At 31.7% G+C, this 16,335-nt stretch carries 16 protein-coding genes and 1 pseudogene; 5 read left to right on the top strand and 12 right to left on the bottom strand.

The window, feature by feature from the left end; all coding sequences use genetic code 11:
• Nucleotides 1-19: 19 nt before the first annotated feature.
• From AC15TD_RS07105 to AC15TD_RS07090, 4 genes and pseudogenes are all read right to left on the bottom strand, one after another.
• Nucleotides 20-373 (bottom strand): DUF1304 domain-containing protein, encoded by a 354-nt coding sequence (locus tag AC15TD_RS07105; RefSeq protein WP_484451438.1) that lies wholly within the window; start codon nucleotides 371-373, stop codon nucleotides 20-22.
• A complete protein-coding gene (locus AC15TD_RS07100; RefSeq protein ID WP_484451467.1) occupies nucleotides 370-2,406 on the bottom strand; it encodes a thioredoxin domain-containing protein in 2,037 nt (678 codons plus the stop codon). The genes AC15TD_RS07105 and AC15TD_RS07100 overlap by 4 nt, the downstream gene beginning before the upstream one ends.
• 142 nt (nucleotides 2,407-2,548) lie before the next feature.
• A pseudogene (locus AC15TD_RS07095) lies at nucleotides 2,549-2,748 on the bottom strand (dodecin family protein).
• Between the two features lie 58 nt (nucleotides 2,749-2,806).
• A complete protein-coding gene (locus tag AC15TD_RS07090; protein ID WP_484451437.1) occupies nucleotides 2,807-3,709 on the bottom strand; it encodes a NifU family protein in 903 nt (300 codons plus the stop codon).
• Nucleotides 3,710-3,883: 174 nt separating this feature from the next.
• On the opposite strand from AC15TD_RS07090, the gene AC15TD_RS07085 reads away from it, so the two are divergent.
• From AC15TD_RS07085 to AC15TD_RS07075, 3 genes are read left to right on the top strand one after another with little or no spacing between them, the layout of a single operon-like run.
• Nucleotides 3,884-4,885: a PorP/SprF family type IX secretion system membrane protein gene (locus AC15TD_RS07085; RefSeq protein WP_484451436.1), complete on the top strand. Its 1,002-nt coding sequence runs from the start codon at nucleotides 3,884-3,886 to the stop codon at nucleotides 4,883-4,885.
• A 4-nt stretch (nucleotides 4,886-4,889) separates the two neighbouring features.
• Complete coding sequence (locus AC15TD_RS07080; protein ID WP_484451435.1) at nucleotides 4,890-5,402, top strand: gamma carbonic anhydrase family protein; 513 nt, start codon at nucleotides 4,890-4,892, stop codon at nucleotides 5,400-5,402.
• Complete coding sequence (locus tag AC15TD_RS07075; RefSeq protein WP_484451434.1) at nucleotides 5,383-6,486, top strand: esterase-like activity of phytase family protein; 1,104 nt, start codon at nucleotides 5,383-5,385, stop codon at nucleotides 6,484-6,486. The genes AC15TD_RS07080 and AC15TD_RS07075 overlap by 20 nt, the downstream gene beginning before the upstream one ends.
• Before the next feature lie 19 nt (nucleotides 6,487-6,505).
• Here the strand turns inward: AC15TD_RS07075 and murI are convergent, their stop codons facing one another.
• From murI to AC15TD_RS07035, 8 genes are all read right to left on the bottom strand, one after another.
• Nucleotides 6,506-7,285, bottom strand: a complete 780-nt coding sequence (gene murI, locus AC15TD_RS07070; RefSeq protein WP_484451433.1) for a glutamate racemase — start codon at nucleotides 7,283-7,285, stop codon at nucleotides 6,506-6,508.
• A 68-nt stretch (nucleotides 7,286-7,353) separates the two neighbouring features.
• Entirely contained in the window at nucleotides 7,354-7,860 is a 507-nt protein-coding gene (locus tag AC15TD_RS07065; RefSeq protein ID WP_484451432.1) for an OmpH/Skp family outer membrane protein, read from the bottom strand.
• Nucleotides 7,861-7,890: 30 nt separating this feature from the next.
• Nucleotides 7,891-9,033, bottom strand: a complete 1,143-nt coding sequence (locus AC15TD_RS07060; protein ID WP_484451431.1) for an OmpH family outer membrane protein — start codon at nucleotides 9,031-9,033, stop codon at nucleotides 7,891-7,893.
• Nucleotides 9,034-9,069: 36 nt separating this feature from the next.
• Nucleotides 9,070-11,709 carry an outer membrane protein assembly factor BamA gene (gene bamA, locus AC15TD_RS07055; protein ID WP_484451430.1) on the bottom strand — a complete coding sequence of 880 codons (2,640 nt, stop codon included), beginning with the start codon at nucleotides 11,707-11,709 and terminating at the stop codon, nucleotides 9,070-9,072.
• On the bottom strand, nucleotides 11,681-12,421 hold the full coding sequence (locus AC15TD_RS07050; protein ID WP_484451429.1) for an isoprenyl transferase: 741 nt from the start codon (nucleotides 12,419-12,421) through the stop codon (nucleotides 11,681-11,683). The genes bamA and AC15TD_RS07050 overlap by 29 nt, the downstream gene beginning before the upstream one ends.
• Nucleotides 12,418-13,110: a type IX secretion system protein PorG gene (gene porG, locus AC15TD_RS07045; RefSeq protein ID WP_484451428.1), complete on the bottom strand. Its 693-nt coding sequence runs from the start codon at nucleotides 13,108-13,110 to the stop codon at nucleotides 12,418-12,420. Before porG ends, AC15TD_RS07050 begins: the two co-directional genes overlap by 4 nt.
• Before the next feature lie 100 nt (nucleotides 13,111-13,210).
• Nucleotides 13,211-14,095, bottom strand: coding sequence for an NAD kinase (locus tag AC15TD_RS07040; RefSeq protein WP_484451427.1), 885 nt, complete (start codon nucleotides 14,093-14,095; stop codon nucleotides 13,211-13,213).
• A 3-nt stretch (nucleotides 14,096-14,098) separates the two neighbouring features.
• Entirely contained in the window at nucleotides 14,099-14,758 is a 660-nt protein-coding gene (locus tag AC15TD_RS07035; RefSeq protein WP_484451426.1) for a CBS domain-containing protein, read from the bottom strand.
• An 89-nt stretch (nucleotides 14,759-14,847) separates the two neighbouring features.
• On the opposite strand from AC15TD_RS07035, the gene AC15TD_RS07030 reads away from it, so the two are divergent.
• Both AC15TD_RS07030 and AC15TD_RS07025 read left to right on the top strand, forming a co-directional pair.
• On the top strand, nucleotides 14,848-15,561 hold the full coding sequence (locus AC15TD_RS07030) for a pyridoxine 5'-phosphate synthase (protein WP_484451425.1): 714 nt from the start codon (nucleotides 14,848-14,850) through the stop codon (nucleotides 15,559-15,561).
• Nucleotides 15,561-16,331 carry an alpha/beta fold hydrolase gene (locus AC15TD_RS07025; RefSeq protein ID WP_484451424.1) on the top strand — a complete coding sequence of 257 codons (771 nt, stop codon included), beginning with the start codon at nucleotides 15,561-15,563 and terminating at the stop codon, nucleotides 16,329-16,331. The genes AC15TD_RS07030 and AC15TD_RS07025 overlap by 1 nt, the downstream gene beginning before the upstream one ends.
• Nucleotides 16,332-16,335: the final 4 nt, after the last annotated feature.

Here is a 16,335-nt window from a genome sequence, read left to right as displayed (position 1 = left end):
TTCCAATAAATTTATTTTTCTATAAAACAGAGCAGATTAAGGCTAAAATGGCAGGAAGTGCTTGTATATAAAACAAGCGTATTTTTTTTGTTGAATAAGCTCCATAAATACCAGCAACTACAACACAAATTAAAAAGAATATAGAGATGTTATTTTCTTTTATAAGTACAGAATAGAGTAATCCTACCGCTAAAAATCCATTGTACAATCCTTGATTAGCAGCCAAAACCTTAGTGTCTTCTGCAAATTCTTTCGATTTTAATCCGAAGGTTTTTATGCCTTCGGGCTTGGTCCATAAAAACATTTCTAAGATCATGAAATATATGTGTTCAAACGCTACCAAGGCAATTAAAAAAGTTGTTAAAAAACTCATTCTTTTAAAAGTTTAATGGCTTGTTTTACATCATTTACAGGTAATTTACAAGCTTTATTTACACAAACATAAATAAAGGTTTCATTCTGGACATATCTGTTTTCCAGTAAAGGCAAACTGTTTTCTGATCTACTTCCAGCAATCAACTTATTGGGAATATATGTTTTATTTAATTCGGATATATTTTGCCTAGCATCTTTACCAACAATAGCCACTTCGTAAAACGGTTTGGTATAATTTAGCATTAAATCAAACCAGTTGGTATATCCAGAGGGATATTCCTGCATTTCTGGCTTTACATTGTTTAGCATGGTTATGGCTGTTTTGCTAAAATGATTATTGTCAAAATAATGAGATAGTTTGAATAAATTTTTTGCCATAATAGAATTACTTGCAGGAATCACATTATCACGGTATTCAATGTTTCTTGATACTAAGTTATCATCTTCGTTAGAGGTGAAGAAAAACATGTTACTTTTTTCATCAAAAAAATGGTCAAAGGTGTAGTTTGCTAAATTTCTAGCAGTTAAAAGCCATGTATCATTCAATGTGATTTCATAGAGTGAAATAAAGGCATCAATAGTGGTTGCGTAATCTTCCAGATATCCATTAATATTACTTTTTCCATTTTTATAGTTATGGTTTAGGCCACCATCTTCCCGTAATTGCTTATTTAGTATAAACGTTGCATTTTTTTCGGCAACTTCTAAATATTCATTATCCCCAAATACACTATAAGCATCAACGTATCCTTTTAGCATAAGGGCATTCCAAGAGGTTAGGGTTTTATCGTCAAGTCTTGGCGTTTTTCTTTTATTCCTTTCCTTTAAAAGTATGCTACTCCACTTACTTACTTTATCGGTTAATTGGGCTTTGGTTAACTCATGCTTTTTAATAATTTCGTCGTCATCATCTTTTCTTATAAGTACGTAATTATTATGTTCCCAATGTCCGTAATCGTTAATATTATAATAGTCTGAAAAAAGTGAATAATCGTCTTTTAAAAGGACTTTAAGTTGTTCTTTTTTCCAAATGTAAAAAGCACCTTCTTCAAGTGAATCTTTATCATTAAGGCTATCGGCGTCAAGTGAAGAGTAAAAGGCTCCGTCTTCGTTAGTCATATCACGTTTTATATATTCTAATGTTTGGACCACAACATCCTTATATAAATCGTTTTTTGTTATTAGGTAAGCATCTGAATATAAACTGACCAGTTGGCCATTATCATAAAGCATTTTTTCAAAATGAGGAACATGCCATTTAGTATCTACTGAATATCTTGAAAAACCCCCACCAATTTGATCAAACACACCACCATAAGCCATTTTTTTTAGCGTAAGATCTACAAAATTTTGTAATAATTCATCGTTATTTTGATGAGCATATCTTAATAAAAAATGATAGTTATTTGGCATCATAAATTTTGGTGCTCGGTTCATACCACCATCCTTAAAATCAAATTGCTGAGACCATTTTTTTATAGATTCTTCTATGAACTCAGTTTTAAAAATAGGTTCATCTGTGTTGAGACTAACCATGTCTATTGAGTTAATTCCTTCTTCTAACTTATCGGCATACTCATAAAGTTTTTCAGGTTTTTCAATATATAATTTCGAAATTTGATTTAAGGCGCTTAGCCATTGTTCTTTCTTAAAATAGGTGCCGCCCCAAACAGGTCTTCCATCTGGTAATGCAATTACATTCATGGGCCAACCACCTTGGCCTGTCATAAGTTGAACAGCATTCATATAGACTTGATCAATATCAGGACGTTCTTCTCTGTCGACTTTAATATTAATAAAATGATTATTCATTACTTGAGCTACTAATGTATCCTCAAAACTTTCGTGTTCCATAACATGACACCAATGGCAAGCGGCGTAGCCAACGCTAATTAACAATAATTTGTTTTGTGATTTGGCAAGATTTAAAGTTTCGGGATTCCATGCAAACCAATTTACAGGATTATGTGCATGTTGTAATAAGTAAGGACTTGTTTCATTAATAAGATTATTGGTGTATTGGTGTTCCATAGTTTTTGAATTCTGGCCATTACAGCTTATTAGAATAATCATAATTATTAGTGAGAAGTACTTCATAATCTCAAAGTTAATGAAATTTATATATAAAAAAAGTGTTCGAAAAGAACACTAAAAATTTTAATTTAATGATAAACTATTCTACTTCAAAAGTTATTTTAACGTTTACTCTAAACTCGGTAAATTCATCACCTTTTACTTTTGCACTCTGGTCTTGAACATATACAGAACGTATGTTTTTTACACTTTTTGATGCATGTTTTACTGCTTTTTCGTTGCATCCTCCCAACTTTTGTCAGAGTTTGATAGAACTTCAATTACTTCTAATACTGCCATAATTTTATTTTTATCAATTTAGTTAGACTTTAATCTTAACATACAAAATAAATTATTGTTAACCATTAATGGCTTCAACCATCTCCACTTTTCCAGGAAGCATTTCTTTAAGCATATTTTCTATACCACTCTTTAAGGTATATGTTGATGATGGGCAGCCACTGCATGCGCCTTGAAGCATAACGTTTACCTTTTTGCTTTCTGGCTCATAAGAAATAAACTGAATGTTTCCGCCATCACTGGCAACAGCAGGTTTTACAAATTCGTCCAAGATATTGATAATATCCTTAGATGTATCATCTAAAGAATCAAGATTGTTATCTGTTTGTATTGAGGTCTTTTCTTTTGTTTGAGTTGTGTTGGCTAGAATAATATCTTTTCCGTTTTCAATATAGCTTCTAATAAATTCACGAAGTTCCATGGTAATGTCTTGCCATTCGGCTACATCGTATTTGGTAACCGACACATAATTTTCATCAATAAAAACACTTTTAACAAAAGGGAAATGAAATAACTCAGTTGCCATGGGAGATGCTTTTGCTTCGTCAATAGATGTAAACTCAAATAATGACGTCACTAATTTTTTGTTGGCAACAAACTTAATTACTGCCGGATTAGGTGTGCTTTCTGCATAAACCGTTACGGGTGTTTTTTTAGTAGTTTCAGAGGATTCTATAACAATTCCACCATCATTCAGATATGATTCTATTTGCTCGGAAACTTCATCTTGAACATCGCTCCATTCCACAATGCTATAACGCTCAAGAGCAATAAAATTCCATGAGATATATACCTTTTTAACAAAGGGTAAATAGAATAATTGTTGCGCTAATGGGGACGCTTTTGCCTCGTCAATATTATTAAATTCAAAACTTTGATTTTTGGTTATAATTTGATTTATTTCGAATTTTATAATCGTATTATTTGATGTTTCTTGCACGGAAACCTTGAAAGTATTCATTTCAACTAATTTTTTCCAAAAATAGTAAAAGAAAACTTTACTTATACATATATTTGGGTTTAGTTATTGATTCCTATTTTTATTAGATAAAGCAAGTCTTTATCTTTTTTATGTATAATTTTCTAATAATCAAGGCGTTTTATTATTGATATAACCACCTTGAAATAAAAATAAATGAAATTTAAGAATATCTTTTTTTTAATAGTTGTTTTTTTATGTTTTCAGATTGTAAAATCACAAGAAGGCCTTCCTATATATACAGATTATTTAACAGATAATTATTACTTAATTCATCCTTCAATGGCTGGCGTTGCTAACTGTTCTAAAGTTAGGCTTACTGCTCGTCAACAATGGTTTGGACATGAAGATGCTCCAAAACTGTTAACGATGAGCCTTAATGGTAGAATAGGAGAATCGCAATCTGCTTATGGTGGTATTCTTTATACTGATAAAAATGGATACCATTCCCAAACAGGAGCCTATGTGACCTATGCACATCATTTAATGTTCTCAAGAAGCCCAGTTGATTTAAATATGCTTTCTTTTGGTTTGAGTGCTGGTTTTATACAATATAAACTTGATGAAACAACGTTTTTATTTGATGGCCCCGATAATATTATTGAAGGTATTGTTCAAAGTGAAACAAATTTTAATATCGATCTGGGATTTTCTTATCATTTTTTAGATTATTATGTACATGGGACCGTTAAGAATTTACTAAAAAATTCCGGTGTTAATAATGATATAGAAATTACGAGCAACTTAAGACGTTATTTGTTTTCGCTTGGAGGTGTTTTTGGAAAACTAGGAAGCGAATGGAGTTATGAGCCATCGGTGATGTTTCAATATAAGGATGGAACTCAAGAGGCTTCAATTGACTTAAATGCAAAAGTCTATAAGGATATGGATTTTGGAAGTCTTTGGGCTGGTATTTCTTATAGAAATAGTTTTGATGGTGCTCAATACTTAGATGGCTCTGGTATAAGTAGTCAGAAACTAAGACAAATTACGCCATTAGTAGGTGTTAATTATAATCAGTTTATGTTTGCGTATACCTACACATACCAGATGAACTCACTAGTTTTTACTAATGGAGGTTTTCATCAATTAACATTAGGGTATAATTTTAATTGTAAAAAGGAGAAGTACGATTGTAAGTGTCCTGCGGTAAATTAATATTATGCCAGTTATAAAATCTATAAAAGGAATTGCACCTCAAATCCCAGAAGATTGTTATATAGCAGAAAATGCTACTATAGTAGGCGAAGTGGTTATGGGAAGCCAATGTAGTATATGGTTTAATGCCGTTATTAGGGGTGATGTCCATTATATAAAAATGGGTAACAAAGTGAATGTTCAAGATGGAGCTATTATCCATGCAACTTACAAAGTGTCACCAACAAATATTGGTAATAATGTATCTATAGGTCATAATGCGATGGTACACGGTTGCACTATTCATGACAATGTTCTTATCGGAATGGGTAGTATCGTTATGGATGATTGTGTGATAGAAAGTAATAGTATTATTGCTGCGGGAGCAGTTCTTACCAAAAACACCCGAGTAGAATCTGGTAGTATTTATGCGGGAATTCCTGCTAAAAAAGTTAAAGATATTAGTGAAGAATTAATTTCTGGAGAAATAAATCGTATCGCTAATAACTATGTAAAATATGCCAGTTGGTATGATTAATTTCTTTTTGAGAATTTATTTTATTCTTATTTGTATCGTCTTTTCTGGTTGCAAAGGGTATGATTTTAAACCTCACAAAAATGTAAAGGTCAAATTTTTAAGCGAATATATTCTCCCTGACAATGTGTTTGTAAACAACATGTTAGTTGGAGGTTTGTCGGGTATTGATTTTTATAACGGAACGTATTATCTGGTCTGTGACGATTCTAATGATCCAAGATTTTATTGCGGAACTATTGATGTGACGAACGATAAAATTTCCAGCATAAATATAGACAGTGTTGTTTTAATTAATGCTAATTCTAAATTTTTAGATTTAGAGGCTATTAGGTATGATACTCATAAAAATCAAATAGTACTAACAAGCGAAGGACATATAAAATTACAAAAAGACCCTTTGTTTTTTAGTGTTGATTCAACTGGTAGCATTCAAAATATATTTCAAATTCCTGATGCTTTTACACCAGGAAGTATTCAAAAGCCAAGGCATAATGGAACTTTAGAGGGCTTGTGTATTTCATTTAACAAAAATGGCTATTGGTTAGCTATGGAATTACCACTAGAGGCAGATGGTTCTGAACCACAATTTTCACCAACAAAATCTCCTGTTAGAATTACGTATATAAATTCAAAAACAAAACGTCCGGAAAAGCAATTTGCATATTTTTTAGATGCTGTAGCCAAAAAAGCTGTTGGGAACTTTTCCGTAAACGGACTTACTGATTTAATTCAATATGATAAGAATACGTTTTTAGTCATTGAGCGAAGTTATTCCAGTGGATTAGGGAGTCAAGGTAATACAATTAAATTATTTATGGTGGATGCTTCAAAAACAACAAATACGTTAAATATAGACAGTTTAAAAAACGCTGATTTTGTAGCGGCCAGAAAAGAATTGTTGCTAAATTTTGAAGATTTAAGAGACCAGCTAACAAATCATAGTATTGATAATATTGAAGGGATTACATTTGGGCCTTTGTTACCAAATGGCAATAAATCTTTAATATTGATTTCAGATAATAATTTTAATAAGCTTGAAAAGCAATTGAATCAATTTATTTTGCTTGAGCTTGATCCGAATTAATTATATTTCGATTAGAAAATTAAAATTCTAAAAATGTAACTTCACAATCATCATTTAAAATTGATTTTAAAATATCAGGATTGCCATTGGTGAAAAATTGATTTTTTGAACGCACGCGTTGTGGGTTTATTATATTATATGTTTCTAATACAGTCTTTGTTTGTCTAGCTACAGCTTCGCCAGAATCAATTATTTTAATATGTTTTGGTAATAAATCCAGTAGAAGCGGCATGAGGTAAGGATAATGAGTACACCCTAACACTAAATAATCTATATCTGCTTCAAGCATAGGTTTTAAATAGGTTTTTAAAAGGGCTCTTGTTTCATGAGAATTTACTTTACCCATCTCAATTAATTCAACTAAGCCTTCTCCTACTTGCTCAACAACATTTAATCCATGGGCATATAAACCGGTAGTTGTGTGGAATAAATCGCTTGTAAGTGTTCCTTTGGTCGCTAGAATGCCCACTGCTTTGGTTTTAGATTGTAGTGCCGCAGGTTTTATTGCTGGTTCAATACCTATAAACGGAATATCATAGTTTTTTCTAAGTAAGCTAATAGCGTTAGTTGTAGCTGTGTTACAAGCTACAACAATAAGTTTACATTCTTTATGAATTAAATATTCAGTATTTTTAATGCTTAAATTAGTAATAATTTCTTTTGCTTTTGACCCATAAGGTGCATTAGCACTATCAGATAGGTAGATGGTGTTTTCATAAGGCAAAAGACTATGGATTTCTTTCCAAATGGAAGTGCCGCCAACACCAGAATCAAAAATTCCAATAGGTTTTGTATTCATAATGTACAAAAATAAAAAAAAGCTGTCTTGTAATAGACAGCTTTATATCAATTAAATCAGGTAAAATTTTAGATACCTAATTCTTTTTTAACGTCATCAAGAAGGTTTTTACCATCAGTTAAGATTACAATCCCCTGAGAAGCATCTAAAACATAATCAAAACCTTGAGCTCTTGAAACTTTTAAAATTGCTGTTTTAGCTTTCTCGGTAATAGGCTTTAAAAGATCGACTTCTTTGGTTTGCATATCTTGTTGAGCTTGACCTTGATATTGTCTTATATTCTCTTGCATTCCTTGAATTTCTTGACCTCTTTTTGCATTTTCTTCATCTGTTTTAGTAGGTGCTTCAGCTTCGTATTGTTTTACTTTGTTTTGAAATTCGGTAGCCATATTTTGAATTTCTGCTTGGTAAGACTTAGTAAGTGTCTCAATCTGTGTCTGTGCCGCTTTATATTCTGGCATAGCTGTGATTAATTCCTGCGTATTTATATGTGCAACTTTACTTTGAGCATTTGTAAAACTTACAGTACCTATGCATAGTGCTGTTGCTAATAAAAGTGTTTTTAATTGTTTCATTTTTTAAAAAGTGTTAACTGTTATGATTTATTAATTGTTATTGTTTATACTATCTTTTTCTTTTTGTCTTTCTTCTAGAATTTTCTTTTTTCTGTCTTCTAATTCTTTTTTTCTAGCTTCTCTTTCAGCTAATTTTCTTTGTCTGTTTTCCTCTATGAGTTCTTCTCTTGTTTTAGTTTCTGTTGTTTTTTCTATTATTTTTTCTGAAGTTGCTGTTGAATCTTTTTCAGTTTCTAATTCTTCAGTTTTAGCCTTGCCATTTCTGGCGTCTAATTTTGCTTGTTTTGCTTTTTCTCTATCTTCTAATATTTTTTGACGCCTGGCTTCTGCTTCTAATTTTCTAGCTTCACGAGCGGCTAATATTTCTTGCCTTCTTTTTTCAACAGCACTCTCTCTTTCATCTTTCTTTTCTTCTAATGCCTGTTCTCGAGCTTCAAGTTCTTCATTAATCTCTGGTATCAATTCCTCATCTTGAGCTGCTTTTCTTTCAGCTTTTGATTGCGCTTGTTCACGTTTTGACGATCTTGTAATACTTCTTAATATTAGCTCACTTAAATTATATTGCTTAGCTGAATACAACATGGTTGCATCTGATGATTTATCAAAAATAAAATCATATTTTTTTTGCGAAGCCAAGTCTTGAACCGCTGAAAAGATTTGATCTTGAATAGGCTGCATTAACTGCTTTTTCTGAATCATCAAATCACCATTGGGACCAAACCTTTTTTGCTGATAATCTAAAATTTCTTTTTCTTCATAATTTATGTCCTCTTCGCGTTCTTCAATAAGTTCTTTTGTTAAAAGCGCTTTCTCATTGCTTAAATTCTTTCTCTTTTGTTCAATCTGAGCCAATCTTTCCTCAATTTCACTTTTCCATTTTTGGACTTTTTGATCTAATTGCAACGTGGCATCTTGATATTCGGGAACCTTTTCTAAGATATATTCTGTATCTATGTATGCAATTCTTACACCTCTTTGAGCATTGGCAGAAAAGCATGTTATAAACACAAATGTCAGTAAAAAAAGAACGTTAGTTTTCATATGTGTGTTTTTATAATTTTTAGTTATAAATTCTAAAAACGCCAGATGAATATTATTGAAATCTGCCATTTTTTGAATTGATCTTTCAAAATTAACGAATTTTAATCTTAAAAATTTCAATTCTTCTTTCAAATCATCAAAGTGTTATTAGAAAATATCGTGCCAAAATTAAAATTGCTGTCCAATTATGAAGTGAGTTTCCCATCCATGACTTCCAGTTTCTCCTAATAGAGGATCAAATCCGTGACCAAAATCAATACCTAATAAACCAAATGCTGGCATAAAAATACGAATACCTAAACCTGCAGAACGGTAAAGATTAAAAGGATTAAAATCTTTAAAATTATTATAAGCTGCACCACCTTCTAAGAACCCAAGGGCATATATTTTAGCTGAAGCTTTTAGTGTTATTGGATATCTAAGTTCTAAAGAGAACTTGTTATAAATAGTTGCACCATCATTGGTGGTTTGACCGGTGTCAGCATCAATTGGTTGAATAGATTGGTTTGGATAGCCACGTAAAGCAATCGTTTCTCTTCCATCTAGACTATAGGTTCCTAAACCATCACCACCTAAAAAGAAACGTTCAAAAGGAATAACACCTCTATCATTATTATAAGCTCCTAAAAACCCAAACTCTACACTAGGTCGTAAAACCAAATCTTTTGCAAGTTCTGTAAACCAATCTGCTTTAAAGTTTATTTTGTAAAATTCTAACCATTTGTAACGTTCTTGGTCTATTTCACCAATTCTTTCAGATGCATTCGTTCTGTCCACTGTATTTTGGGAAGCATCGTCTCTTACAACAACTAAATCGTTACGTTCATCTTTTAAGCTTGCATAGTCAACACCATCAAATAATGAATATGGTATTGTGAGATTTGCAGTAACATTAAAATTTGAACCACCCGTTGGGTATATAGGATCTACTCTCGTGTCATTTCTATTTAGTCCAATGGTGTAAGAAAGGTTGTTTGCATAACCATCACCAAAAGTGAATAAGCCTGTATTATAATTATTTAAATCATAACGTTGGAAACTTATGGCTTGTGATAAAACAAAATAATCATCTGGTACCGACAAGCGTTTTGCTAATCCAAAGGTTATTCCCGTTATATTGAAACTTTTACTCTTATCTGCTCTACCAGTTGTAAAATCATATAAAAATTGCTTTGTATGGGATAAAGACGTTGAGAACTGCACTGGTTTTTTCCCTCCTAACCAAGGTTCAGAAAATGAAAAGCTATAGGTTTGATAAAAACGACTGGCTTGTAAACGTAATGCCAGTTTTTGGCCATCACCCATTGGTATAGGCTTATAGGCATCTTTTTTAAAGATATCTTTTATTGAAAAATTGTTAAAAGACAACCCAAGTGTACCAATAAAACCACCACCGCCATAGCCACCCTGTAATTCTATTTGACTTGACCCTGTTTCTTTTACGGCATACTCCATGTCAATAGTCCCTTCATTTGGATTTGGATTATTAAAGTTTGGTGAAATTTCCTGTGCATCAAAGAATCCTAGTTGACCAAGTTCTCGTACTGTTCTAACAACATTAGCCTTACTATATAATTGTCCTGGTCTGGTACGTATTTCTCTGTAAATAACATGGTCATTTGTTTTGTCATTTCCAACGACAGAAACATTGTTAAAATAGGCTGGTTTTCCTTCAACAATTCTTATTTCCATATCAATAACATTGTTTTCGGCCCCAACTTCAACTGGGTTTATGGTTGAGAATAAATAACCATTGTTTTGATATAAATTGGTGATGTCTAGCGCATCTGGCTTGGTGTTATCGGCAATACGTTTTTGAAGTAATACACCATTATAGGTATCCCCTTTTTTAATACGCAACATTCTCTTTAATTGATCATTTGAATACACCGTATTTCCAATAAAGGTAATGTCTCCAAAGGTATATTTTTCACCTTCGTTTACATCAATTTTAAGAGAGATAGTTTTATTATTATTTATAATTAAACTGTCTGATAATATACGTGCATCTCTGTATCCATTTTCTTTATATTTTTCAACAACACTGGCTAAATCAGCCTGATATGCAGAGTCTATAAATTTTGAGCGTTTTAATATGCGTAGGCGATTAATCTTTTTCGTGCTTTTCATAGCTTTTCTGAGGCTTTTATCACTTAAAATGTTGTTGCCATTAAAAACGATGTCTTTAATTTTAACTTTTTCACCTTTATCTACATTTAAAACCATATCAACCCTGGCTTTTTCAATAGAATCTTGTACTTCAATAGTACGTATATTTATTTTAGCGTTTAAAAATCCGTCTTTTTTATATTTTGTAGTTAAGTGATTTTTAGTCGTGGTAATCAAATTTTCTGTAACCTTCGTACCTTTAGTTAACTTATTTTCTTTAATAATACTTTCTTTTTTACCTTTTTTAACACCGTTAATTTTCAATTCATTTAGCTCGGGTAAATCAGATAATTTTATTTCTAAATTGGCAACATTGCCTTCTATTTTAGTAACATATATCTCAATATCACTAAACAATTTAGAATTCCAAAGTTTTTTAATGGCATTACTAATGTCCTCGCCAGGAATTTGCATTTCTTTTCCTTTTCTTAAGCCAGAATAAGTAACTATGGTTTGTTCGCTAAAGGATGAATTGCCAGAGACTGAGATCTCTCCTAAAATGTATTTTGCACCTGTATTGAAAGTAATTTCTTGAGCTTGAATACTAATACTACATATAAAAGATAAAATAATGATGCTGTGTTTTAAATATGTTTTCAATAGTAATGAATTAGCTAATCTGTTCACTTGTTTTCCCAAATCGTCGTTCTCTTTTTTGATATTCTATAATAGCATGATACAAATCCTCTTTTGTAAAATCTGGCCAAAGTGTATCTGTAAAATACAATTCTGCATATGCAATTTGCCAAAGTAAAAAATTACTTATTCTTTGTTCTCCACTTGTTCTTATAAGTAAATCTACATCTGGTAAATTTCGCGTGTAAAGATGCTCATTAATAATTGATTCATCAATATTTTCAGTCGAAATTATATTATTTTTAACTTTAATGCTTATTTCTTTAATACTACTAATCAATTCTTCTCTAGAACCATAGCTTAAAGCCACTGTTAAGGTCATTCTATTATTTAACTTTGTTTTTTCCATAACGTCAAAAAGTTCTTTGTGAACTTTTGATGGTAAGGTATCTAAATTTCCTATGGCGCAAAGTTTTATATTGTTTTTTTGAAGTGTTTTAATTTCTCGCTTTATTGAAGAAATTAAAAGCCTCATAAGTGTTTGAACTTCTAATTTTGGTCTCTTCCAGTTTTCTGTAGAGAACGCATAAAGTGTTAAATTTTGAGCACCAAGTTCTGCGCAACCTTCAACAACTTGTCTTACTGCTTTAGCGCCGTTTTCATGACCATAAGCTCGCGGCATTGCTCTTTTTTTTGCCCAACGCCCATTGCCATCCATAATGATTGCTATATGTTTTGGTAATCTCTTAACGTTTATGTGTTGTTTTAAACTCATTGATTATATTGACAATAGCAGGGGTTTTCTCCAAAAGTATATGTTAGTGTTATACCTGTAAAAGTATACCAGTCTTTATTGTTTTGGTTTCCAAACCTATTTGATTGTAGAGCCGAATCTTCAGGATAGCTTCCATCAATATTATCTGAAAAAGTATATCGGGCGCCAACTTCTATTCCCAAAATAATGCTTCTTAAAAAATTTGTTTTAAAGCCTAAAACCATAGGGATTCCAAAAGCCCAACTAGATGAATTTTGTTCGATTTGTTCTCCACCTAGGAAATAGGAGTCTTTAATATTAGCCGCCGTTAAACCAGTATATAAATAAGGGGTCGATACTTTTTTTCCTGTATGTAAATTAAAGTCGAGAAATGTAAATTCCATGCCAGCAGAAATCTCTATCATTTGGTTTATAAAACTATAATCTCTTTGAAGTCTTCTCGGATCATCAGAATCAATATCTTCTCCTTTTAAATCTGTAAAAATAGCTGATATCCTGTAGGAGTGTCTTGCGCTTCGGTTCCATTTATAAAGTCCTCCAAAAGCAACTTGGTTTGGTGAAATATAATTAGTAGCTCCTACATCTCCTATAAAATTACTTCCGCCAACAAATATGCCTATTTCATTGATTTGTGAGTAACTAAATTGAATACTTAAAATGCTTAATATAATTATTGTTAAATATTTCATAAAGATTTAAAAGTTTGCAAATATAACAAATAAGATTAGGTGATTACAATTAGAACCTAATTGAATTAGTTTTAAAACATAAATTCTTTTAAAATATTGCCTAATTACGCTTGTCTTCCCCCCAAAGAAGCTTTTTACGAAGGGTCGCTAAGAAACTTTCATTTAAGAGATCGACCATTTTAATTTTAAAAGGAGCTTTTTTTATGGTGATAAGCGTTCCGTTTTCTAAAGTTGCAATTCTTGAATCTAAAGAGACTAAATGGCTTTCTTCTCTACCTGTTACTTTTAATTGAATTACAGTTGAATCTGTAATTACTAAAGGTCTAGCACTTAAATTATGCGGTGCTATGGGTGTAATTACAAAACTGTTAGTGTCTGGAGTTATTACTGGTCCTCCACAACTTAATGAATATCCTGTTGAACCGGTTGGCGTTGAGATAATAAGACCATCACTCCAATAAGATGTCAGGTATTCACCATTCAAATGTGTTTCAACCGTAATCATAGAGGTTGTATTTTTTCTACTAACAGCAATTTCGTTTAATGCAAAGTTTAAGGCACTAATACTTTCGTTTTTGATTGAAGTTTCAATGGTTAATAAACTTCGTTCTGAAATTCTATATTTTCCATCAATAATATTTTGAATGGCTATTTCAATATCATTGACTTGAATAGTAGCCAAAAACCCTAATCTTCCTGTATTAATACCAATTATAGGGATATCTAAATCTGTTACAAAAGTGATTGCTCTTAAAATAGTTCCATCCCCACCAATACTTATTAATAAGTCAAAAGAAGCATCTAATGTTTCAAATTGTTTTGTTTCTAGATAATCAATTTTTTTTGGGTCACTCTTTTCAATAATTTCATAGAAATTACTTTCAATATACGCATCAATTTCTTTTTTTTTAAGGTATTTAAAAAGCGTATCTACAGAAAACGTGGTGGTAGTATTATAAAATCTTCCAAAAACAGCAACTTTCATAACCTACATATTTAGATATTTATTCAAATAGTCAGAGCGATCTTTAAGACTTTCAAGATAGCTGTCTTCTTCATGTCCAGATACAATATTATAACTATAACGTCTAAATGTCTGTATAATATCGTTTAATCCGGTATTTCCAATTTTTAGAGTTACTTGAATAAGGTCTGTATTCATTTTTGATACAAAAGCACCAAGTAACTTTCCGTTATTAGATTCTACAATCTGACTAATTTCACTAAAAGAATAATCGCTAGTTCCTTTTTCAACAACTAATACGCCACCAGCTTCAGAAAAGAAGGGGGTATCATTAAACAACCCAATAACATCTTTAAGTTCGTAATATCCGATATAGTCATTTTTAGCACTTAAAACGGGCATGACATTGGTTGATTTTTTAGCAAATGCTTCTAATACATCTAACCACATCGTATCTTCTCTAACAAAAAAGGGTTCAATAGAATACTTGTAATTACTTAATGGCATATTGCTATCAAAACAATGCACATCGGTTTCAGAAAAGGAACCTATAAATACACCGTTTTCATCTTTTATAGGAATGTGAGAAAAGGTTAATTGATTAAAAAGAAGCATTAAGTCAGTAACTTTGCTGTCAATATTTATTGGTTTTATATCATTTAAAATATATGATGTAAGATCCATTGTTATGTTTTAAGTGTAAACAAAATTAATCAAAAAAAAAGGACATATGCCTGTTCTACTTTGTATTTTTGCGAATTAAAAAGTGACTAATGACAAAACTAAGCGTAAATATAAACAAGATTGCAACCTTAAGGAATTCGCGAGGTGGCGATGTTCCTAATGTTATGCAGTTCGCCAAAGATGTTCAACGTTTCGGTGCTGAAGGTGTCACGATTCACCCAAGGCCTGATGAGCGTCATATTCGCTATCAAGATGCTTACGATTTAAAACCTGAAGTTTATACAGAGTATAATATTGAAGGTAATCCAGTAGATTCTTTCATGAAATTGGTTTTAAATGTTAATCCAACGCAGGTTACCTTGGTGCCAGATGCCGAAGATGCTATTACAAGTAATGCTGGTTGGGATACGATAAAGCATAAAGCTTTTTTAATAGATATCATTAAAGAATTCAAACAGAACGGTATTAGAACATCGGTTTTTGTTGACCCTGTTTTAAAGCATATTGAAGGTGCTAAAGAAATTGGGGCAGATAGAATTGAATTATATACAGAGGCCTTTGCACATGAGTATAACTTAGGAAACAAAAATGCCATTAAACCTTATACAGAATGCGCCGAACTTGCTAGTACATTAGATTTAGGTATTAATGCTGGTCACGATTTGTCTTTAGAGAATATTAAATTTTTTAAAGAAAACATTGCCAATCTTCTAGAGGTGTCTATTGGTCATGCTTTAATTACAGAAAGTATATATCTCGGAGTTGAAAATGTGATTCAAATGTATTTGCATAAACTAAAATAATGGTATTAAATTCAAACATATTAGGTAAAGGAAATAAGCAAGTATTTGTGATTCTTCATGGGTTTTTAGGTATGGGTGACAATTGGAAAACACATGGTAAAAACCTAAGTGAATCTGGATTTGAAGTGCATTTGGTAGATCAGCGCAATCACGGAAGTAGTTTTTGGGATAATACGTTTAATTATGATGTTTTAGCCGAAGATTTAAAACGCTATTGTGAGACACATGGACTTTTAAATATTATTTTGTTAGGCCATTCTATGGGAGGAAAAACGGCGATGCTGTTTGCATCTAAATATCCAGAATTAGTTTCGAAATTAATTGTAGCTGATATTTCACCAAGGTTTTACCCAATACATCATGATGCTATTTTAGAAGGCTTAAGCGCTTTAGATTTTAATCTCTTAAAAAGTAGAGGAGATGCGGAGGAAGCTTTAAGTCACTATATTAAAGACTTAGGAATCCGTCAATTTTTACTCAAAAATTTATATTGGATTGAAAAAGGAAAACTGGGGTTACGTATCAATTTAGAGGTTTTAAAAAATGAAATAGCCGAAGTTGGTGAGGCATTACCTAGCTATGCACAATTTAAAAAAGATACTTTATTTTTAAAAGGAGACCGGTCTGAGTATATTGGGATAGACGACGAAAATATTATTAAAAATCATTTTCCAGAAGCGAAAATAGTCACCATAAAAAATGCCGGACATTGGTTGCATGCCGAAAATCCAGAAGATTTTTTTAGTCGTGTTTTAAGTTTTTCGGATTAATATT

The organism is Yeosuana sp. (genome assembly GCF_057126245.1).
Note: the sequence above shows the minus strand (reverse complement) of the source record. Positions and strands in the feature narration are given on the sequence as shown.

What these genes read in the sequence shown, in the direction of transcription:
- AC15TD_RS07065 (WP_484451432.1), bottom strand. Translation starts at nt 7,860, where the DNA reads ATGAAACAATTAAAAACACTTTTATTAGCAACAGCACTATGCATAGGT.
- AC15TD_RS07030 (WP_484451425.1), top strand. Translation starts at nt 14,848, where the DNA reads ATGACAAAACTAAGCGTAAATATAAACAAGATTGCAACCTTAAGGAAT.
- AC15TD_RS07025 (WP_484451424.1), top strand. Translation starts at nt 15,561, where the DNA reads ATGGTATTAAATTCAAACATATTAGGTAAAGGAAATAAGCAAGTATTT.
- AC15TD_RS07035 (WP_484451426.1), bottom strand. Translation starts at nt 14,758, where the DNA reads ATGGATCTTACATCATATATTTTAAATGATATAAAACCAATAAATATT.
- AC15TD_RS07080 (WP_484451435.1), top strand. Translation starts at nt 4,890, where the DNA reads ATGCCAGTTATAAAATCTATAAAAGGAATTGCACCTCAAATCCCAGAA.
- AC15TD_RS07090 (WP_484451437.1), bottom strand. Translation starts at nt 3,709, where the DNA reads ATGAATACTTTCAAGGTTTCCGTGCAAGAAACATCAAATAATACGATT.
- AC15TD_RS07085 (WP_484451436.1), top strand. Translation starts at nt 3,884, where the DNA reads ATGAAATTTAAGAATATCTTTTTTTTAATAGTTGTTTTTTTATGTTTT.
- AC15TD_RS07100 (WP_484451467.1), bottom strand. Translation starts at nt 2,406, where the DNA reads ATGGAACACCAATACACCAATAATCTTATTAATGAAACAAGTCCTTAC.
- murI (WP_484451433.1), bottom strand. Translation starts at nt 7,285, where the DNA reads ATGAATACAAAACCTATTGGAATTTTTGATTCTGGTGTTGGCGGCACT.
- AC15TD_RS07075 (WP_484451434.1), top strand. Translation starts at nt 5,383, where the DNA reads ATGCCAGTTGGTATGATTAATTTCTTTTTGAGAATTTATTTTATTCTT.
- AC15TD_RS07105 (WP_484451438.1), bottom strand. Translation starts at nt 373, where the DNA reads ATGAGTTTTTTAACAACTTTTTTAATTGCCTTGGTAGCGTTTGAACAC.
- porG (WP_484451428.1), bottom strand. Translation starts at nt 13,110, where the DNA reads ATGAAATATTTAACAATAATTATATTAAGCATTTTAAGTATTCAATTT.
- AC15TD_RS07050 (WP_484451429.1), bottom strand. Translation starts at nt 12,421, where the DNA reads ATGAGTTTAAAACAACACATAAACGTTAAGAGATTACCAAAACATATA.
- AC15TD_RS07040 (WP_484451427.1), bottom strand. Translation starts at nt 14,095, where the DNA reads ATGAAAGTTGCTGTTTTTGGAAGATTTTATAATACTACCACCACGTTT.